The following is a 15,760-nucleotide window of genomic DNA, read 5'->3' as shown; positions in this document are numbered from 1 at the left end:
GGTCCGGTGGGCCGGGTCCCTCGTTCGGGTGGCGGAGTTTTCCACAACCCGGGGACCGTCCACAGCGCGCAGCGGGCTCGGCCCGACGGAGGCAGTCTGGCTTCGCGGCGATCGCGGTGACGCGGTCTTCACGCAGACAGCAGCAGCCGTACGGGACGGGCCCGTACGCATGTCCGGGAGGGGTTTCCAGCGATGAACGAGACCATGATCTGCGCGGTGGGCAACGTGGCGACACAGCCGGTGTACCGGGAGCTGGCGACGGGGGCGTCGGTGCGGTTCCGGCTGGCGGCGACAGCGCGCTATCTGGACCGCGAGAAGAACGAGTGGACGGACGGGCACACCAACTTCTTCACGGTGTGGGCCAATCGCCAGCTCGCCACGAACGTGGCGGGGTCGATCAACGTGGGTGATCCCGTGGTCGTCCACGGCCGGTTGAAGGTGCGTTCGGAGGTGCGCGAGGGGCAGCCGGCCTGGACCTCGGCCGACATCGACGCGGTGGCGATCGGCCACGACCTCGCGCGCGGCACCTCGGCCTTCCGGCGCACACAGCGGCCGGAGAACGCCGCCGTGGGTTCGTCCGCACAGCCTGAGCCCGCCTGGGAGACACCGCCGGGCGAGTCCGCGGACCGACAGGAGGCCGTCGCGGTGACGTGACGTCAGCCGAAGGCGCGGCGGCTCTGACCGAAGTGCGGCTTATCGGCGAATGCATTCCGGATGTCTCCGGTCGATTTGTCGATAAGCCATGCGGGTGAAAGGTCTTGGCGATAACGATTCCGAGTCGGATCGATCTTCCGACCGCATCCTCGGGAAGAGGGGGGCGGCCGCGTCCCTAGGATGCCGAACACAGCTCCCGAGGTTACTGATTCTGCTGGTGGGACCGCCACCCCGCTCGTCAACGGGTCCTGTTCGAAGGGGAATTCCGTGTTTTCTGCGTTCTCTGCGCTGTCCGTGCGCGGACGGGGGGCGGCTCGCCTCGCGGCCGTCACGTTCGTCTCCGGCCTGCTCGCCGCGGGTGCGACGGTGGCTGTCGCCGGCACGGCGTCGGCGGACGAGGCGGCGCAGAACCAGAGAGGGGCGACCGCCACCATAGGAGGTCTGAAGACCTACGGTGACGCGGTGATACACGACACCGACGGCGATCTCCAGGTGCCGGCCGGGCTGTTCGAGATGTCCGTCGAGGGCGGCGGCACCCTCCAGACGTACTGCGTCGATCTCTACAACCCCACGCAGAAGGACGCCAAGTACCACGAGACCGACTGGAGCGGCACCTCGCTGGGAGCCAACAAGAGTGCGGGCAAGATCCGTTGGATCCTGGAGAACTCCTATCCCCAGGTCAACGATCTCGCGGCGCTCGCCGCCAAGGCCGGGATCACCGCGGGGCTGACCGAGCAGGACGCGGCGGCCGGTACCCAGGTGGCGATCTGGCGCTACTCGGACGCCGCGGACGTGGATGCCGCCGACCCGCAGGCCGAGAAGCTCGCGGACTACCTGGAGAAGAGCGCCCGTGACATCGCGGAGCCGGCGGCGTCACTGACGCTCGACCCGCCCGCGGTCTCCGGCCACCCGGGCGAACTGCTCGGCCCGGTGACGGTGCACACCAACGCGGCCGGCGCCACGGTCACCCCGCCCGCGGACGCGGCCACGACCGGAGTGCGCATCGTCGGCAAGGACGGCAGACCGGTGACCTCGGTGAGCAACGGCAGCGAGCTCTACTTCGACGTCCCCGAGGACGCGGCGGCGGGCTCGGCCGACCTCACCGTGCAGGCCTCGACCACCGTGCCGGTCGGGCGTGCGTTCGCCTCCGAGAGCCGGAGCCAGACCCAGATCCTCGCCGGCTCCAGCGAGTCGACGGTCTCGGCCACGGCGAGCTCGACCTGGGCGAAGCAGGGCGCGGTGCCGGCCCTCTCCGCGGGGCGGAACTGCACCGAGGGCGGCCTGGACATCACGGCGGTCAACCAGGGCGACGAGGAGTTCGCTTTCGAGCTGATGGGCACGGAGTACGTCATCGCGGCGGGCGAGACCCGCACGGTGACGGTCCCGCTCCAGGAGGACCAGGCGTACGACTTCACGATCACCGGCCCCGACGGTCTCGCCGAGCGCTTCACCGGCGTCCTCGACTGCCGCACCCGCAGCAGCGAGACGGGCGCCACGACCCAGACCCTCAGCGAGCCCAGCCCCGCCACGGTGGCCCTCCCCACCACCGACGTCAACCTCGCCGAGACCGGCGGCTCCGCCACCACCCCGCTGATCGCCGGTACCGCCATCGCCCTGGTGGTGATCGGGGGCGCGGCCCTCGTCCTCACCGGCAGGAAGCAGAACCGCGCCCAGGACTGACCGCGAAGCGCCGGTGACGGGCAGAATGGCGTCATGACCAAGCCCTCCGCATCACCGGCGCGTCACACCTCCTCGGACTCCGTCCTGTCCCTGTGGTCGCAGGACTCGGTGCTGTCGATCGGCTCGGTGGGATCGGTGCTGTCCATCGGCTCCGTGGGCTCGGCCCTCTCGGTCGGCTCGATCGGCAGCGCCTTGTCCATGGGCTCGATCGGTTCGGCCCTGTCCCTGATCTCGGCGGGCTCGTGGCTGAGCACGGGGTCGCTGCTGTCGGCGCAGTCGCGATGGTCGGTGCTGTCGTGGCGCACGTCCCACAGTCTGATGCGGTCCGCGGGGGCGGCGGGGGCGGTGGCTGTGGGTGCGGCTGTGTTGCTGGCCGTCCGCGGGGCGGGCGAGTTGCGTTCGTAGCGGCGGTGGAGCCGACGGCAGCCGGAGAGCCAGGCCAGGGTGCGTTCGATGGTCCAGCGGTGTCGGCTCAGTCGCTGCGAGGACTCGACGCCGTTGCGGGCGATGCGGTGGGTGGTGCCACGCTCGCGTAACCATCGCGGCACGGCGTGCGCCGCCTGCGGCCGCGACGGGAGCGGATCGGCGGATGCCCTTCACCAGCGGGATCAGCGCCTGGCTGTCGTGCACGTTCGCCGCCGAGATTCCGACAGAGCTGGACCGCGGCCCCGCAGGGGCGGGATCGAACTCCTCACACGGGTGTCGGACCTACCTTCGGCGTCGGACGTACCAACCGGCCACCAGCACGATGAGGATGGCAACGACGAAGGCCCACACGGTCGTTGCGCCGTGATACGAGCGGTAGGCACCCAGAGCAAGCATGTTCAGGCGGATGCCCCGGGTGTGTGGCTTCAGCCGACCCACGTTGTCCGCCCCTCTGTCGAATGGGTGTCGAAGGCGCCGCGCGTCCGCGGTCGTCAGCCGAAGAGCACGAGGTCAGAGGGCGTGCGCCGGTGATCTCGGCAAGCGCCTTCCAAGCCCTCGCTCCAAGCCCCTCGACACGCCCCAGCAGGACCCTTCACGCCGCGTGGCTGGATCCGCGCCCTTGTTGGCGCTTCATGTACGTGTCACACAGTTGACAGGCGGGGTGACGGGGGGAGGGGGACTCTGTATGTCCGTGCTGGGTGGCAATCGGGGTGAGCCGTCGGACTGGGCCATGAAACGGTTCGGGCAGCATGCCGGCAGGCTGGTCGAGGCGATTCCGGAGCAGCTGGCCAGGGCTCACGCGCGGGCTCATGCCGTTCACCTCACCGCAAGGCTGAAGAAGCGCAGTCCTTACGGCGTCACCCTGGCCGAGGCGGTGCGCGAGAATCTCGCGGACACGGCTCGTGAGCTGGACGAAGCCGTGCGCGACGTGCGCGGGTACGAGTACGCCGTCATCAACGACCACGCGCTCTTCCCCTTTAAATACGCCGACCGCCCCAGGCCCCTCGAACGTGCGCGGCTGGCGGCCAACGCTTCCCCCACGCGCAGGAGGATGCTCCTGAGCCACGGGCCGGAGCCGCAAGACGGTCTCTTCCCTCTTGACGACGAGCTCACCACCGAGGAGTACGAGGAGCTGCACGAGACCCTCGAGGCCCTCGGCGCCGCCACGAAACTCGTGTGCCTCTTCTTCACAGCCGACCCAGAGAACGGCATCCACGTCATCCACTGGGGAGACGCCCACCTCGAACCCGACCGCACCTTCACCTGGCTCCACAGCGAGCAGTTGCGGGTGGCGCCCCAATCGCTTGAGTGAGCAGCCCCGATCCTGGGCCGTCTCTGGGCCGCGCGAGGGTGCCCGACGCCGACCAACGACGACCGACAGTGACAGTCGACCTACCGCCGCCGACGACGAACCCCCAGGTCACAGCCCCCCGACCAAACGGGTTACCACCCGAGGGTGGACCTCAGGCAAGATGGGGTGTATCTACCCACTGCCGATCTCAAGCTGCCGGACGGTTTCTCTTGGCTGAGTACATCTACACCATGCGCAAGACGCGTAAGGCGCACGGCGACAAGGTGATCCTTGACGACGTGACGCTGAGCTTCCTGCCCGGAGCGAAGATCGGTGTGGTCGGTCCGAACGGTGCCGGTAAGTCCACCGTTCTGAAGATCATGGCGGGCCTTGAGCAGCCGTCGAACGGGGACGCGTTCCTGTCGCCCGGCTTCAGCGTCGGCATCCTCATGCAGGAGCCGAAGCTGGACGAGGCCAAGACGGTCCTGGAGAACGTCCAGGACGGCGCCGCCGAGATCATGGGCAAGCTCACGCGCTTCAACGAGGTCGCCGAGCTCATGGCTACGGACTACTCGGACGCACTGCTGGACGAGATGGGCAAGCTCCAGGAGGACCTGGACCACGCCAACGCCTGGGACCTGGACGCGCAGCTGGAGCAGGCCATGGAGGCGCTGGGCTGCCCGCCCGGCGACTGGCCCGTCACCAACCTCTCCGGTGGCGAGAAGCGCCGCGTCGCGCTCTGCAAGCTGCTGATCGAGGCCCCGGACCTGCTCCTCCTCGACGAGCCCACCAACCACCTCGACGCCGAGTCGGTGAACTGGCTGGAGCAGCACCTCTCGAAGTACGCGGGCGCCGTCGTCGCCGTCACTCACGACCGGTACTTCCTGAACAACGTCGCCGAGTGGATCCTCGAACTCGACCGCGGTCGCGCGATCCCCTACGAGGGCAACTACTCCACGTACCTGGAGAAGAAGGCCACCCGCCTCAAGGTCGAGGGCCGCAAGGACGAGAAGCGCGCCAAGCGCCTCAAGGAAGAGCTGGAGTGGGTCCGCTCCAACGCCAAGGGCCGCCAGACCAAGTCCAAGGCCCGCCTGGCACGTTACGAGGAAATGGCGGCCGAGGCCGAGAAGATGCGGAAGCTGGACTTCGAGGAGATCCAGATCCCGCCGGGCCCGCGTCTGGGCTCCATCGTCGTCGAGGTCAACAACCTCTCGAAGGCGTTCGGCGACAAGGTCCTGGTGGACGACCTCTCGTTCACGCTGCCGCGCAACGGCATCGTGGGCATCATCGGTCCGAACGGCGCGGGCAAGACCACGCTGTTCAAGATGATCCAGGGCCTCGAGCCCGCGGACTCGGGCACGGTCAAGATCGGCGACACGGTCAAGATCAGCTACGTCGACCAGAGCCGCGCCAACATCGACCCCAAGAAGACCCTCTGGGCCGTGGTGTCGGACGAGCTGGACTACATCAACGTGGGCCAGGTCGAGATGCCGTCGCGGGCCTACGTCTCCGCCTTCGGCTTCAAGGGCCCGGACCAGCAGAAGCCGGCCGGCGTCCTGTCCGGTGGTGAGCGCAACCGCCTGAACCTGGCGCTCACGCTCAAGGAGGGCGGCAACCTGCTGCTCCTCGACGAGCCCACCAACGACCTCGACGTCGAGACCCTGTCCTCGCTGGAGAACGCTCTGCTCGAGTTCCCGGGCGCGGCCGTGGTCATCTCCCACGACCGCTGGTTCCTGGACCGGGTCGCCACCCACATCCTCGCCTACGAGGGTGACTCCAAGTGGTACTGGTTCGAGGGCAACTTCGAGTCGTACGAGAAGAACAAGATCGAGCGGCTCGGCCCGGACGCGGCGCGTCCGCACCGCGCCACCTACAAGAAGCTGACCCGGGGCTGATCGATCTTGCGTCACCTCTACCGCTGCCCGCTGCGCTGGTCCGACATGGACGCCTACGGCCATGTCAACAACGCCGTCTTCGTCCGCTATCTGGAGGAAGCCCGGATCGACTTCCTCTTCCGGCCGGAGAAGGACTTCAAGCAGGGGTCCGTGGTGGCGCGCCACGAGATCGACTACAAGCGGCAGCTCGTCCACCGGCACCACCCGGTCGACATCGAGCTGTGGGTCTCGCAGATCAGGGCGGCGTCCTTCACCATCACCTACGAGGTGAAGGACGACGACCTGGTCTACGTACGGGCCTCGACGGTGGTCGTGCCGTTCGACTTCGAGGCCCAGCGACCGCGCCGGATCACCGCTGAGGAACGGGAGTTCCTGGAGGGGTACCGGGACGACGACAAGGAGGAGGCCGTCGCCGCATGACGGTGCTCCACCTCGCCGACGAGGGGGAGGCCGCGGACCTCGCCGCCTTCCTCTCCCGGCTGCTCCACTACGACCGCTCGGCCGCGGTGCGCCTCCAGGGCACCGGCACCGCGCTCGCCGTCTTCGGACGGCCGCCGTCCTTCGAGGTGCTGGCGATCCGGGCGGTGCGCCTCGCCAAGCCGTACGAGAACGGGCTCGACATCACGCTCGACGTGACCGTGTCCGCCGGGGAGTTCCTCGAGTCCCTCGACGAGGCCGCGGGTACGGCTGCCGTGCCGCAGGCGGTGACCGGACCGCCGTGGGCCGGGGTACTGCCGCCGCGAGGCGGATGGCAGGCGGTCACCGGGCTGCCGGATCCGGCGGCGCTGCGGGCACTGGTCCACTCCGGGGTCGCCGAATTCCGGTCCCGTACCGAGGAGTTGGGCCCCGAGGTGCGTACGCGGGCCGAACTCGACCGGATCGGGCGGGAGATCTGGTCCCGGACGGTGGCGGACACCGGGCTGCCCGTTCGGGCCGTGCACGCGGCCCAGTCGCTGGGATTCCTGCGGCCCGGCGCGGAGTTGGCGCTCTTCTCGTCGGGGGCGTGGCTGCGGCTGCGTACGCCGTACGGCTCGATCGCCGTACGGCAAGCGGGACTCGGGATGCTCGGCGTCAGCGTGCGCTGAGGCGCACGGACGGCGGCGGCGGTCAGTCGTGGTCGCTGTCGTCGGGCCACACGCCGATGTGGTCCGGCTCCAGTTCCAGCGCGACCCTGTCGCGCATGTCCAGCGCCTCCGTGTACTCCTTCGGGAGCTGGAGGCGGCCCGCGCGGTCGAGCATCGCGTACTCCCTGGCCACCAGGGTCTCGTGACCCGTCGCCGCGTCCACCTCGCTGCGGCGCAGCACCTCCGTGGACGTACGGCCGTCCCTGATGGCCACCGTGCGGCGGACCTCTCCCGCCACCGCCGGGTCGTGGGTGACGATGACGATGGTGGTGCCGAGCTGTTCGTTGGCGGTGCGGAACGCGGCGAAGATCTGTTCCGCGGTGTGGGAGTCGAGTTCGCCCGTCGGTTCGTCGGCCAGGAGGACCGCGGGGTTGTTGGCCAGCGCGACGCCTATCGCCACGCGTTGCTGCTGGCCGCCCGACATCTGGTGGGGGCGGCGGTTGCGGCAGTCGGCGACCTCCAGCAACTCCAGGAGTTCCAGGGCGCGTTCGGTGTGGGCGCGGCGGGGTGTCCGGGAGCCGGAGAGCTGGATGGGCAGGGTGATGTTCTGGGCCGCGGTGAGGTAGGGGAGGAGGTTGCGGGAGGTCTGCTGCCAGACGAAGCCGACCGTCTCGCGGCGGTAGGCCAGGCGGTCCTTCGCGGTCATGGTGAGCAGGTCGTGGCCCGCGACCCTGGCGGCGCCGGCGGTGGGGGTGTCCAGGCCGGCCAGGATGTTCATGAGGGTGGACTTGCCGCTGCCGGACGCGCCCACCAGGGCGAGGAGTTCGCCCTCGCGGACGAGGAGGTCGAGGCCCTGGAGTGCCTGGACCTCCACGCCGTCCGTGGTGAAGATACGGACGAGTCTGTCGCAGGTGATCAGGGCGTCGTGGCCGTAGGTGGGGCGGTTGCGTGCCGCGGTCGCCTTGTGGGCGAGGTCGGTGAGGGTGGGGTTCGTGGTCACTGGCCGTCTCCTGTGGGGGCGCCTGTCGGTGTGCCGCGCTGTGCTGTCGGGCGGGTGCCGCTCGCCGCGGGACGAAGGCCGCCCCAGCGGTACGACCGCCCGCGGCCGGGGGCGGGGAAGTCGCTCATCTCGCGTCCCCCGCTCTCAGCTCACGCACCGACCCCCGTCTCGCCGACCACCACGCCTGACCGATCCCCATCCCCACCGCGAGCAGCAGCACAGCCGCCGCCGGCAGTGCCAGGGAGAGGGCGTCCGTGCGCAACTCCGCCTCGGCCGAGGCGGGGTCCGCCGAGGGGAGGGCGATGGCGGTCAGGTCGATCCCCGGGGACAGGAGGCGGATGGTGGCCCAGCCCGTGAGGGTGCCGCCCAGGGTGGCCAGGATCGCCTGCGGCAGGGACTCCAGGATCAGGAGGTGGCGGCCTGCCGCCCGGCTCAGGCCCATCGTGCGCAGGCGGGCCAGCAGGGCCGTGCGTTCGGGGGCCGTGCGCAGAAGGGACAGGAGGAGCGCCAGGACCGCGTATCCGGCGCCGGCCGCCACCGCCGTCGCGTAGACGCCTTCCGCGCCGGTCTGGAGGGGGGAGTCGGCGTAGTGCGCCCGTTCCTCGGACCGCAGGTACACGGACGCCGCCTTGGGGGCCGCCTTCCGCAGAGCCGCCCCGTCCAGGCCCTTCCCGGTCAGCAGCAGGGTCGTCGGCCGCGCCGCCTCCGGGCTCAGCGCCTTGCGGTTCACGATGAGGAAGTCCGAGCCCGCCACGGCCGACGTGTGGTCGATGACCGTGGTGATGCGGACCGTGAGCGAGGTGCCGTCCAGGAGGAGGACCCGGAAGGGGCTGGTGCCGTGATCCCGGGCGGTGTCCGTCGCGGCGACGGCCGGGATCACGGCACCGGCGGTCCCTTCCGCCAGCCGGGCCGCCGCGAAGGCCCCGATGCCCGTCCGGGACGACAGTGCCGCGTAGTCCGCGGGGTTCACCCCGACCAGCGGTACCGACTGCGCCTCGTCGGCCGGTTTCGCGTCGTACGTGACGCTCACCGCGGACAGGTCGCTCACCCCTGGTGACCGGCGCAGCCGGTCCGGCAGCCCCGACGGGAGCGGCGTCGCCGTGGTCACACGCGCGTCGGCGCCGACCGCGAGCAGGGCCGCGTGGTCGCGGGCCTCCTGTACGCCCGCCAGGACCGAGCCGCCGAAGGCGGCCGTGGCCAGGGCGGTCAGCAGGGCGAGGAGGGGCAGGACGGCGGAGGCCGAGGTGCGCCCCGCGCGGGCCAGGGACAGATGGGCCAGGGCACCGCGCAGGCGGGCGGCCGGGCGGGCCAGGCCCCGCAGCGGGAGCGGGTACAGGCGGACCAGGACCAGGGCGGCGATCACGCCCACCAGCACGGGTGCCAGGGAGACGAGGTCGCCGGAGGCGCCCGGCGTCGTGCCGCGGCGGCGCAGCGACTCCACCGCCCCCGCCGCCAGCACCAGCAGCGTCAGCTCGGCGACCGCACGGCGCCGGGACGGTCGTACGGAGGAGATGTCCTCGCGGCCGGTGTGGACGCGGACCACGCGGTGGACGGCCGCCGCGCGGAGGGGGAGGGCCGCGCAGGTGACGGCGGTGACCGCCACGGCGGCCGCGACCGCGTACCGGGAGCGGCCCTCGGGGACCGCGAGCAGCGCGGCGGCCAGGCCCACGGCGCCCGCCGGGACGGCCACGACCGCCGTCTCGGCGAAGAGACGGGCGGTGAGACCGCGCAGGGAGGCGCCGCGGGCCCGCAGCAGGGCGAACTCGGTGCGGCGGCGGTCGGCGCCGAGGCCGCCCGCCATCAGGAGGACGACGACGGCGACCGTGCCGGTGCCGACCGCGGCGATCGCGACCAGCGGGGCGACCCCCTCGCGGAACCGGTCGTAGGCGAGGAGGACCTCGTCGAAATCGGTGAGGACCTCGGTCTGGCCGGTGATCTCCGTCAGCTCGGTCACCGGGCCGTCGAGCGACAGGCGCAGGTTCCGCAGGGCCGGACCGGCCTCCAGGGAGGCGAGCGCGGACCGCAGGGCCGGGGTGTCGCGGGCTCGTAGCACCTGCTCGGAGGGCGCCAACTGCCAGTAGGCCTCCGGCCTTCCCGGGGTGCCCAGCAGGACCGGGGCCGCCTCGGGGGCGATGAGCAGGGCGCCGAGCCAGTACATGTCCATGGACGGTATGGGTTCGCGGATCAGGGACGGGCTGTGCAGGATCGGATGGGTGGACCAGTAGGCGCCCTTCGGGTCCCGCGGGGTGACGATGCCCGTGACGCGGAGGGAGAGGGTACGGCCGGCCGTAGGGGTGTGGATCACCGAACCGACTTTGATGTGGAGGGCCTTGGCGGTCTCCACGGTGACCGCGGCCTCCAGCTCGGGGCTGGTGGCGGTCGCCTGGTCGTCCGCACGCGGAAGGCGTCCTCGGACGACCGAGGAGTGGGCGCCGAGGCCCGCCTGGGCGATCAGGGCCACTTCCGCGGGCTTGCCGGTCGGCCTCGGCAGCCACGGGTCCGGAGCCGTGAGGTTCACGGTGGTGTGCACGCCGTACGTCGACTGGTTCGCGTCGAGGGCGAGCGCGCGCGGGATCCGGGCGCGGACCTTGGCGTACTGCTCGGCCAGCAGGTCGGGGCGCAGGCCGTTCTCGCGGTCGCGCGGCGCCAGCATCGGGGACGGCGGCGGGGCGAACACCTCGATGCTGGTCCGGTCGGGGCGGGCCTGTTCGAAGGCCCCCCGCAGTCCGGCGTCCTCGTAGCGGTCCACCGCCCGGGGGAACGCGGCCGCGAGGCACGCCGTCAGCGCGACCAGCAGCGCGAGCCAGAGCGCGGTGCCGGGCGCGGTCCGCAGCCGGGTGCGCACCCAGGGCACGGTCTCCCGGGTGACTCCCGGCTCGGCTGTCGGGAAGAACCTCACCTCACTCGCCCCCCTCACGCAGCGCCCGCGCCGGATCCGCCCGCCGCAGCGCCAGCGCCGCCGTGACCAGGAGCGGGGCGAGGGCCACCGCCGCCAGCAGCGCGGCCGCCTGCGGGAGCGGGAGCTGGACCAGGACCCGCGGGACCGGTCTGGCCGCCTCGTCCGTCAGCACGATCAGCGGGACCACCGCCCGGGTCAACGCCATGCCCAGCAGTGTCCCGACCAGCAGCGCCAGCACCACCAGGACGCCCTGTTCCAGGGCGACCGCGCGGGCCAGCCGCCGCCGCGAGGCCCCCAGGGCGCGCAGTACGGCCAGCTCCGCGCCACGCTCCCGCAGCGACCCCGCCGCGCTCACCGCGAACCCGACCGCGGCCAGCGCCGCCGCCACCGCGGCCGCCGCGGCGAACGCGGCTTCCGGGCCGGCGCCGAACGGGTCGTCGCGCAGCTGTCCGGCGAGTTCGTCCCGCACCACGACCTGCGCGGGGTCCATGTCGGGCCGGGCCCGCAGCGCCGCCGCGACCTTGTCGGACGCGCCCGGCTCCGTCGTCAGCCACCACTCGGTCGGCTCCACACCGCGGCCGTCCTGCGCCTGCAGCCTCCGGTTCACGGTCCGCAGATCGATCAGCAGGGCCCCGCCGCTGTCCGAGGCGGTCGGCAACTCCCGTAGGGAGCGCACGATTCGCACCGAGACCGTCTCACCGTCCAGCGGCACGTCCAGGCTGTCCCCGACGGCCGCGCCCGCCGAAGTGAGGAAGCTGTCGGTGGCGACCGCCGTGATCGCGGCGGGCACCGGCTGCCTGGCCTCCAACCGGACCGTCAGCGTCGCCGAGCTCGAGGTGTCCTCCCACGGGATGAACCCGGTGCCGTAGCCCACGCTCAGCCGCCCTGGGTCCGAACTCAGGCGCGGTGGGGTGGGTTCGGCCTTGGGATCCGGCGTCGCACTCACCGCGTCGCTCTGCGAGTGGGCCGACCAGTCGGTCGGCAACGGCAGCCGCCGTTCCGCCCCGTCGGTGCCCGTGGCCGTCAACCCGGTGACGGTGAAACGCTGTTGTTCGGCCTTGCCGTTCGGGACGGAAGCGATCACGTCCAAGGCGGTGAGGGTCAGCGGGCCGCCGGACACGGAGACGTCCAGCGCGTGGGGGCGGCCGTCGGCGGGGAGTTGGCCGGCCGGGATCCGGTAGGGGGTGCCGTAGCCGTCCACCAGGGTGACGGTGACCGGCGCGGTCGTACTCGAGGACGCGCCGCGCAGGGCCGCCGTCAGCCGCAGCCGGGCCGTGTCCGCGGGCACCTTCACACCCACGGTCGAACCCTTGGGGGCGAGCCCCTGGAGGAACGGGCCGGAGTGCAGGTCGGAGCGGATCAGCATCGAAGCGCGCGAGGTGTCCAGTGCCAGCACCGTCGCCACCTTGCTTCCGGACAGCGGCAGTTCGGACCGGGCGGCGGGAGCGGTCCGCCGTACGCCCGCGACGCCCGCGTACTGCTCGGTGCGGCCGAGCCCCGCGTCCCCGGAGACCAGCACCCGCACCGGCGCCCCGGCCCGGAAGTCCGCCTGGTCGGACTGCGAACGGTCCCAGGAGGCGCTCTGCCCGATCGCCAGCATGCCCAGCGCCATCGCGAGCACCAGCAGCAGCACCGGGCCCGCCCCGCGCATCGGTCGGCGGGCGATCTGCCAGCCCGCCAGGGCCGCGGTCAGTCCGCGCCCGCCGGTCGCCCGGCGTTCGGCGAGCCGGGCCAGCGGCGGCATCAGCCGCAGCGTCACGACGGTCCCGGCCAGCAGCGCGAGCGCGGGCGCCGCCACCAGCAGCGGATCCACGCCCAGCGTGCCGGAGGTGTCGTCGGACACGGCACCGGAGGTCTGGCGGCTGAGCTGGAAGTACGCCACCGCGGCCACGGCGAGCAGCCCGATGTCCGCCCCCGCGCGCACCGCACCGGGCAGCGCCCGGGCCCGGCCGCGCGCGAACGAGGAGGTCAGCGCGGGCAGGGTCACCGCCAGCGCGCACCCGAGCGCCACCGCCCCCGCCACCAGCCACACCCCGGGCCGCCCGCCCGACGGCACCTCCAGGTGCAGCCCGATCCGGGCCAGCGGTCCCCGCCCGGCCAGCATCCGGGTCAGCGGGGCCGCCAGCAGCGGCGCGCAGAGCAGCGCGGGTGCCGCGAGCAGCGCACCCTCCAGGGCGGCGAGGCCCGCGATCCGGGCCCGGGAGGCGCCGCGCGCCAGCAGCAGCCGGCTCTCGCCCGTGCGCTCACTGCTCAGCAGTCCCGCCACCAGCAGCAGGGCGCAGCCCGCGAGGAGCACCAGTTGCAGGGCGACGATCAGCAGGGTCGAGCGGGAGACGAGCAGGGAGCGGTCGGTGCGGTCGAGGACGTCGGGCAGCGAGGTCGAGGCGGTGGTGGCGCCCCCGAGGGAGGACTCCTCGCGCAGCGCCGCGTTCCCGGCGACGGCCGTCCGGCGCAGCGCGTCCGACCGGGCGGTCGTCACCGTCGCGAAGTCGGCCGACGCCAGCCACCCCGACGTCCCGACGCTCACCGTCCCGTCGGTCAGCACGCCGGGATCGGCGAGCAGGGGACCGTACGTCGTGAAGTCGAGCTTGTTGATGCCCCGGCCGTGCAGCTCGTCGAGGAGCCAGTACGGGTCGTCCGCGCGGACGGGCCGGTACAGGCCGGTCACCGTGACCCGCACCGCCGGGCCGCGCAGCCGGTCGGCGAGGGTGAAGCGGGCGCCGGGGCCGAGGTGGAGGGCGCGGGCGGCGGCCTGCGGGAGGGCCACCTCGACCCGCCCGTCGGCCGATCGCGGCAGCCGCCCCTCGACCAGCCGCAGCCGGCTGCGGTCCAGTGCCGCGAAGTGGGTCAGATCCGGGTCCCCGGACCGCAGCGCCGCGGGCTGCAACGACCGCGGCAGCGCGTACGAGCCCGACCGCAGGAACGTCCGCACGGTCACCGGCAGCCCGTCGAACGTCTGCCGCGCCACCTCGCGTACGGCGGTGTCGGCGGCCGTACGACGGTCCTCGGGTACGTCGGCCTTGACGACCAGTGCGGTGTCGGCGGCGTTGCGCGGGTCCTGGAGGGCGTGGCGCAGCGCCGCGTCGCCGATGGCGCCGGAGTAGGCGGTGAGGGTCGCGAGGACCGCGGTGGTGAGCAGGACGGTGAGCAACGCGGCGGCGAGCAGCAGCCGGTGCGCCCGCGCACGCAGCAACACGAAACGTGCGACTCCCCCGAACCCCGTCACCCGGCCCCCCGCCGTGTCGCGCCAGATCTCCGGCGAGGATGTCAGAGGGGACGCTCAGGGGTAAGCGCTTGTAGACCGGGCTTGACCGGATCGTGACCGGAATCCGGCGCCCCCCGACCGGAATCCGGCAATCAGTGAACGGTGGTCACTGAGGGGTGATCAGTCGGCGGTGTTCACCATCGAAGCGGCCGCGTACGTCAGGTAGTCCCACAGCTGCTTCTCGTGCTCCTCGGACAGACCCAGTCCGTCGACGGCGTCCCGCATGTGCCTCAGCCACGCGTCATGCGCCTCGCGGTCGACGACGAAGGGGGCGTGACGCATGCGCAGCCGGGGATGGCCGCGGTTGTCGCTGTACGTCGTGGGGCCACCCCAGTACTGCATCAGGAACAGCGCGAGGCGCTCCTCGGCCGGCCCGAGGTCCTCCTCGGGGTACATGGGCCGCAGGACCGGGTCCTGGGCGACCCCCTCGTAGAAACGGTGGACGAGGCGGCGGAAGGTCTCCTCCCCGCCGACCTGCTCGTAGAAGGTCTGCGTCTGAAGCGTGCCGCGCCGGATCTCTTTCACGTCAACCATGGTCTCAGACGGGGTGGACGAGGACTCAAGGCTTAGGACCTCCCGATCCCAGGGTGCAGAGTGGAGGTATGGGCGCGCACGCTCTCGACAGGGACCTCGCCGAACTCGCCGCCTCCGCGCGGGCCGCGCTGGTGCGGAAGATCGACGCGAGCGGGGCCTGGGCCGCCGACCCGGGCTGGCGGGAGACCTTCGAGGCGGTGCCCCGGCATCTGTTCGTGCCGTACTACTACGTCGGCGTCAGGGGAGGCTACGAGCGGCAGTGGGGCGAGAGCCCGGATCCCCGCACCCGCGAGAAGTGGATCCGCGGGGCCTACGCCGACGCCCCGCTGGCCACCCGGCTGCGCGACGGCGAGCTGGTCTCCTCCAGCAGCCAGCCCTCGCTGATGGCGATGATGCTGGCCGAACTGCGGGTACGGCCCGGTGACCGGGTCCTGGAGATCGGCGCCGGCACCGGCTACAACGCGGCCCTGCTCGCCCACCGGCTCGGCGACGACCGGGTCACCACCGTCGACCTGGAGCCGGAGATCACCGAGGCGGCGCGCGGACATCTGGCCGCTGCCGGGTACCACCCCCTGGTCGTCACCGGCGACGGCGCGCGCGGGGTGCCCGAACGCGCCCCCTTCGACCGGATCATCGCCACCTGCACCCTGGCCTCGGTCCCGACCGCCTGGCTCGCCCAGTGCCGCCCCGGCGCACGCATCCTGGGCCCGCTCGCCACCGGCCTGATCACCCTGACGGTCCAGGACGCCGGGCACGCGACGGGCCGCTTCCTGCACACGCCCGCCTACTTCGTCCCGTTGCGCGGCACCGACCGGCCGGACGAGGAGCCCGCGCACCTCGACGGGATCCCGCGTCCCGCCCGGGAGAGCGACCTGTTCCGTTTCCTGCTGGCCCTGAGCCGCGGCAGCCTCGAACCGCGGGAGGCGTACGCGCTGTGGGAGAGCGAGGGCCAGCCGCGTCGTGAGCGGTACGGCATCACGGTCAGCGGAGACCGGGAGTGGGCGTGGCTGGACGACCCGGAGGGACCGTATGCGTGGCCCCTCCGGTGACGT

General features: G+C 72.3%; 12 protein-coding genes and 1 pseudogene. 8 read left to right on the top strand and 5 right to left on the bottom strand.

The genetic code is table 11. The features are described from left to right. The first annotated feature begins 192 nt into the window (after positions 1-192). The 3 genes from ABZT06_RS12750 (at position 193) to ABZT06_RS12740 (ending at position 2,739) form a co-directional block, all read left to right on the top strand. Positions 193-654, top strand: a complete 462-nt coding sequence (locus ABZT06_RS12750; protein WP_355739017.1) for a single-stranded DNA-binding protein — start codon at positions 193-195, stop codon at positions 652-654. Between the two features lie 267 nt (positions 655-921). Continuing rightward, entirely contained in the window at positions 922-2,334 is a 1,413-nt protein-coding gene (locus ABZT06_RS12745) for a TQXA domain-containing protein (RefSeq protein ID WP_355739014.1), read from the top strand. Positions 2,335-2,367: 33 nt separating this feature from the next. Beyond that, complete coding sequence (locus ABZT06_RS12740; RefSeq protein WP_355739342.1) at positions 2,368-2,739, top strand: hypothetical protein; 372 nt, start codon at positions 2,368-2,370, stop codon at positions 2,737-2,739. Here ABZT06_RS12740 and ABZT06_RS12735 read toward each other — a convergent pair. Further along, a pseudogene (locus ABZT06_RS12735) lies at positions 2,730-2,852 on the bottom strand (transposase); the annotation flags it as partial. The gene ABZT06_RS12740 and the pseudogene ABZT06_RS12735 sit on opposite strands and share 10 nt — an antisense overlap. 593 nt (positions 2,853-3,445) lie before the next feature. Between ABZT06_RS12735 and ABZT06_RS12730 the strand changes: the two are divergent. From ABZT06_RS12730 to ABZT06_RS12715, 4 genes are all read left to right on the top strand, one after another. Further along, positions 3,446-4,072 carry a hypothetical protein gene (locus ABZT06_RS12730; protein WP_355739012.1) on the top strand — a complete coding sequence of 209 codons (627 nt, stop codon included), beginning with the start codon at positions 3,446-3,448 and terminating at the stop codon, positions 4,070-4,072. Positions 4,073-4,281: 209 nt separating this feature from the next. Further along, positions 4,282-5,946 (top strand): energy-dependent translational throttle protein EttA, encoded by a 1,665-nt coding sequence (gene ettA, locus ABZT06_RS12725; RefSeq protein ID WP_355739010.1) that lies wholly within the window; start codon positions 4,282-4,284, stop codon positions 5,944-5,946. A gap of 6 nt (positions 5,947-5,952) precedes the next feature. Further along, positions 5,953-6,366: a thioesterase family protein gene (locus ABZT06_RS12720; protein ID WP_355739007.1), complete on the top strand. Its 414-nt coding sequence runs from the start codon at positions 5,953-5,955 to the stop codon at positions 6,364-6,366. Next, entirely contained in the window at positions 6,363-7,031 is a 669-nt protein-coding gene (locus tag ABZT06_RS12715; RefSeq protein ID WP_355739005.1) for a hypothetical protein, read from the top strand. The genes ABZT06_RS12720 and ABZT06_RS12715 overlap by 4 nt, the downstream gene beginning before the upstream one ends. 22 nt (positions 7,032-7,053) lie before the next feature. Here the strand turns inward: ABZT06_RS12715 and ABZT06_RS12710 are convergent, their stop codons facing one another. The 4 genes from ABZT06_RS12710 to ABZT06_RS12695 all read right to left on the bottom strand — a co-directional run bounded on the left by ABZT06_RS12710 (position 7,054) and on the right by ABZT06_RS12695 (position 14,708). Next, on the bottom strand, positions 7,054-8,010 hold the full coding sequence (locus tag ABZT06_RS12710) for an ABC transporter ATP-binding protein (protein ID WP_355739002.1): 957 nt from the start codon (positions 8,008-8,010) through the stop codon (positions 7,054-7,056). 124 nt (positions 8,011-8,134) lie between these two features. Beyond that, positions 8,135-10,909, bottom strand: coding sequence for an FtsX-like permease family protein (locus ABZT06_RS12705; protein ID WP_355739000.1), 2,775 nt, complete (start codon positions 10,907-10,909; stop codon positions 8,135-8,137). Between the two features lies 1 nt (position 10,910). After that, on the bottom strand, positions 10,911-14,105 hold the full coding sequence (locus tag ABZT06_RS12700; protein ID WP_355738997.1) for an FtsX-like permease family protein: 3,195 nt from the start codon (positions 14,103-14,105) through the stop codon (positions 10,911-10,913). Between the two features lie 189 nt (positions 14,106-14,294). Then, on the bottom strand, positions 14,295-14,708 hold the full coding sequence (locus tag ABZT06_RS12695) for a globin (RefSeq protein ID WP_355738994.1): 414 nt from the start codon (positions 14,706-14,708) through the stop codon (positions 14,295-14,297). A gap of 68 nt (positions 14,709-14,776) precedes the next feature. Here ABZT06_RS12695 and ABZT06_RS12690 point away from each other — a divergent pair, with 68 nt between their 5' ends. Then, positions 14,777-15,757: a methyltransferase domain-containing protein gene (locus ABZT06_RS12690; RefSeq protein ID WP_355738991.1), complete on the top strand. Its 981-nt coding sequence runs from the start codon at positions 14,777-14,779 to the stop codon at positions 15,755-15,757. The last annotated feature ends 3 nt before the right edge of the window (positions 15,758-15,760 follow it).

Origin of the sequence: Streptomyces sp. NPDC005483 (genome assembly GCF_040606035.1) — a bacterium.
GTDB lineage: Bacteria > Actinomycetota > Actinomycetes > Streptomycetales > Streptomycetaceae > Streptomyces.
This window is presented reverse-complemented; position numbering and strand designations above follow the sequence as displayed.

Bases quoted from the DNA above. Each gene is read 5' to 3' on its own strand.
- ABZT06_RS12690 (WP_355738991.1), top strand. From the start codon at position 14,777: ATGGGCGCGCACGCTCTCGACAGGGACCTCGCCGAACTCGCCGCCTCC.
- ABZT06_RS12730 (WP_355739012.1), top strand. From the start codon at position 3,446: ATGTCCGTGCTGGGTGGCAATCGGGGTGAGCCGTCGGACTGGGCCATG.
- ABZT06_RS12750 (WP_355739017.1), top strand. From the start codon at position 193: ATGAACGAGACCATGATCTGCGCGGTGGGCAACGTGGCGACACAGCCG.
- ABZT06_RS12695 (WP_355738994.1), bottom strand. From the start codon at position 14,708: ATGGTTGACGTGAAAGAGATCCGGCGCGGCACGCTTCAGACGCAGACC.
- ABZT06_RS12740 (WP_355739342.1), top strand. From the start codon at position 2,368: ATGACCAAGCCCTCCGCATCACCGGCGCGTCACACCTCCTCGGACTCC.
- ABZT06_RS12715 (WP_355739005.1), top strand. From the start codon at position 6,363: ATGACGGTGCTCCACCTCGCCGACGAGGGGGAGGCCGCGGACCTCGCC.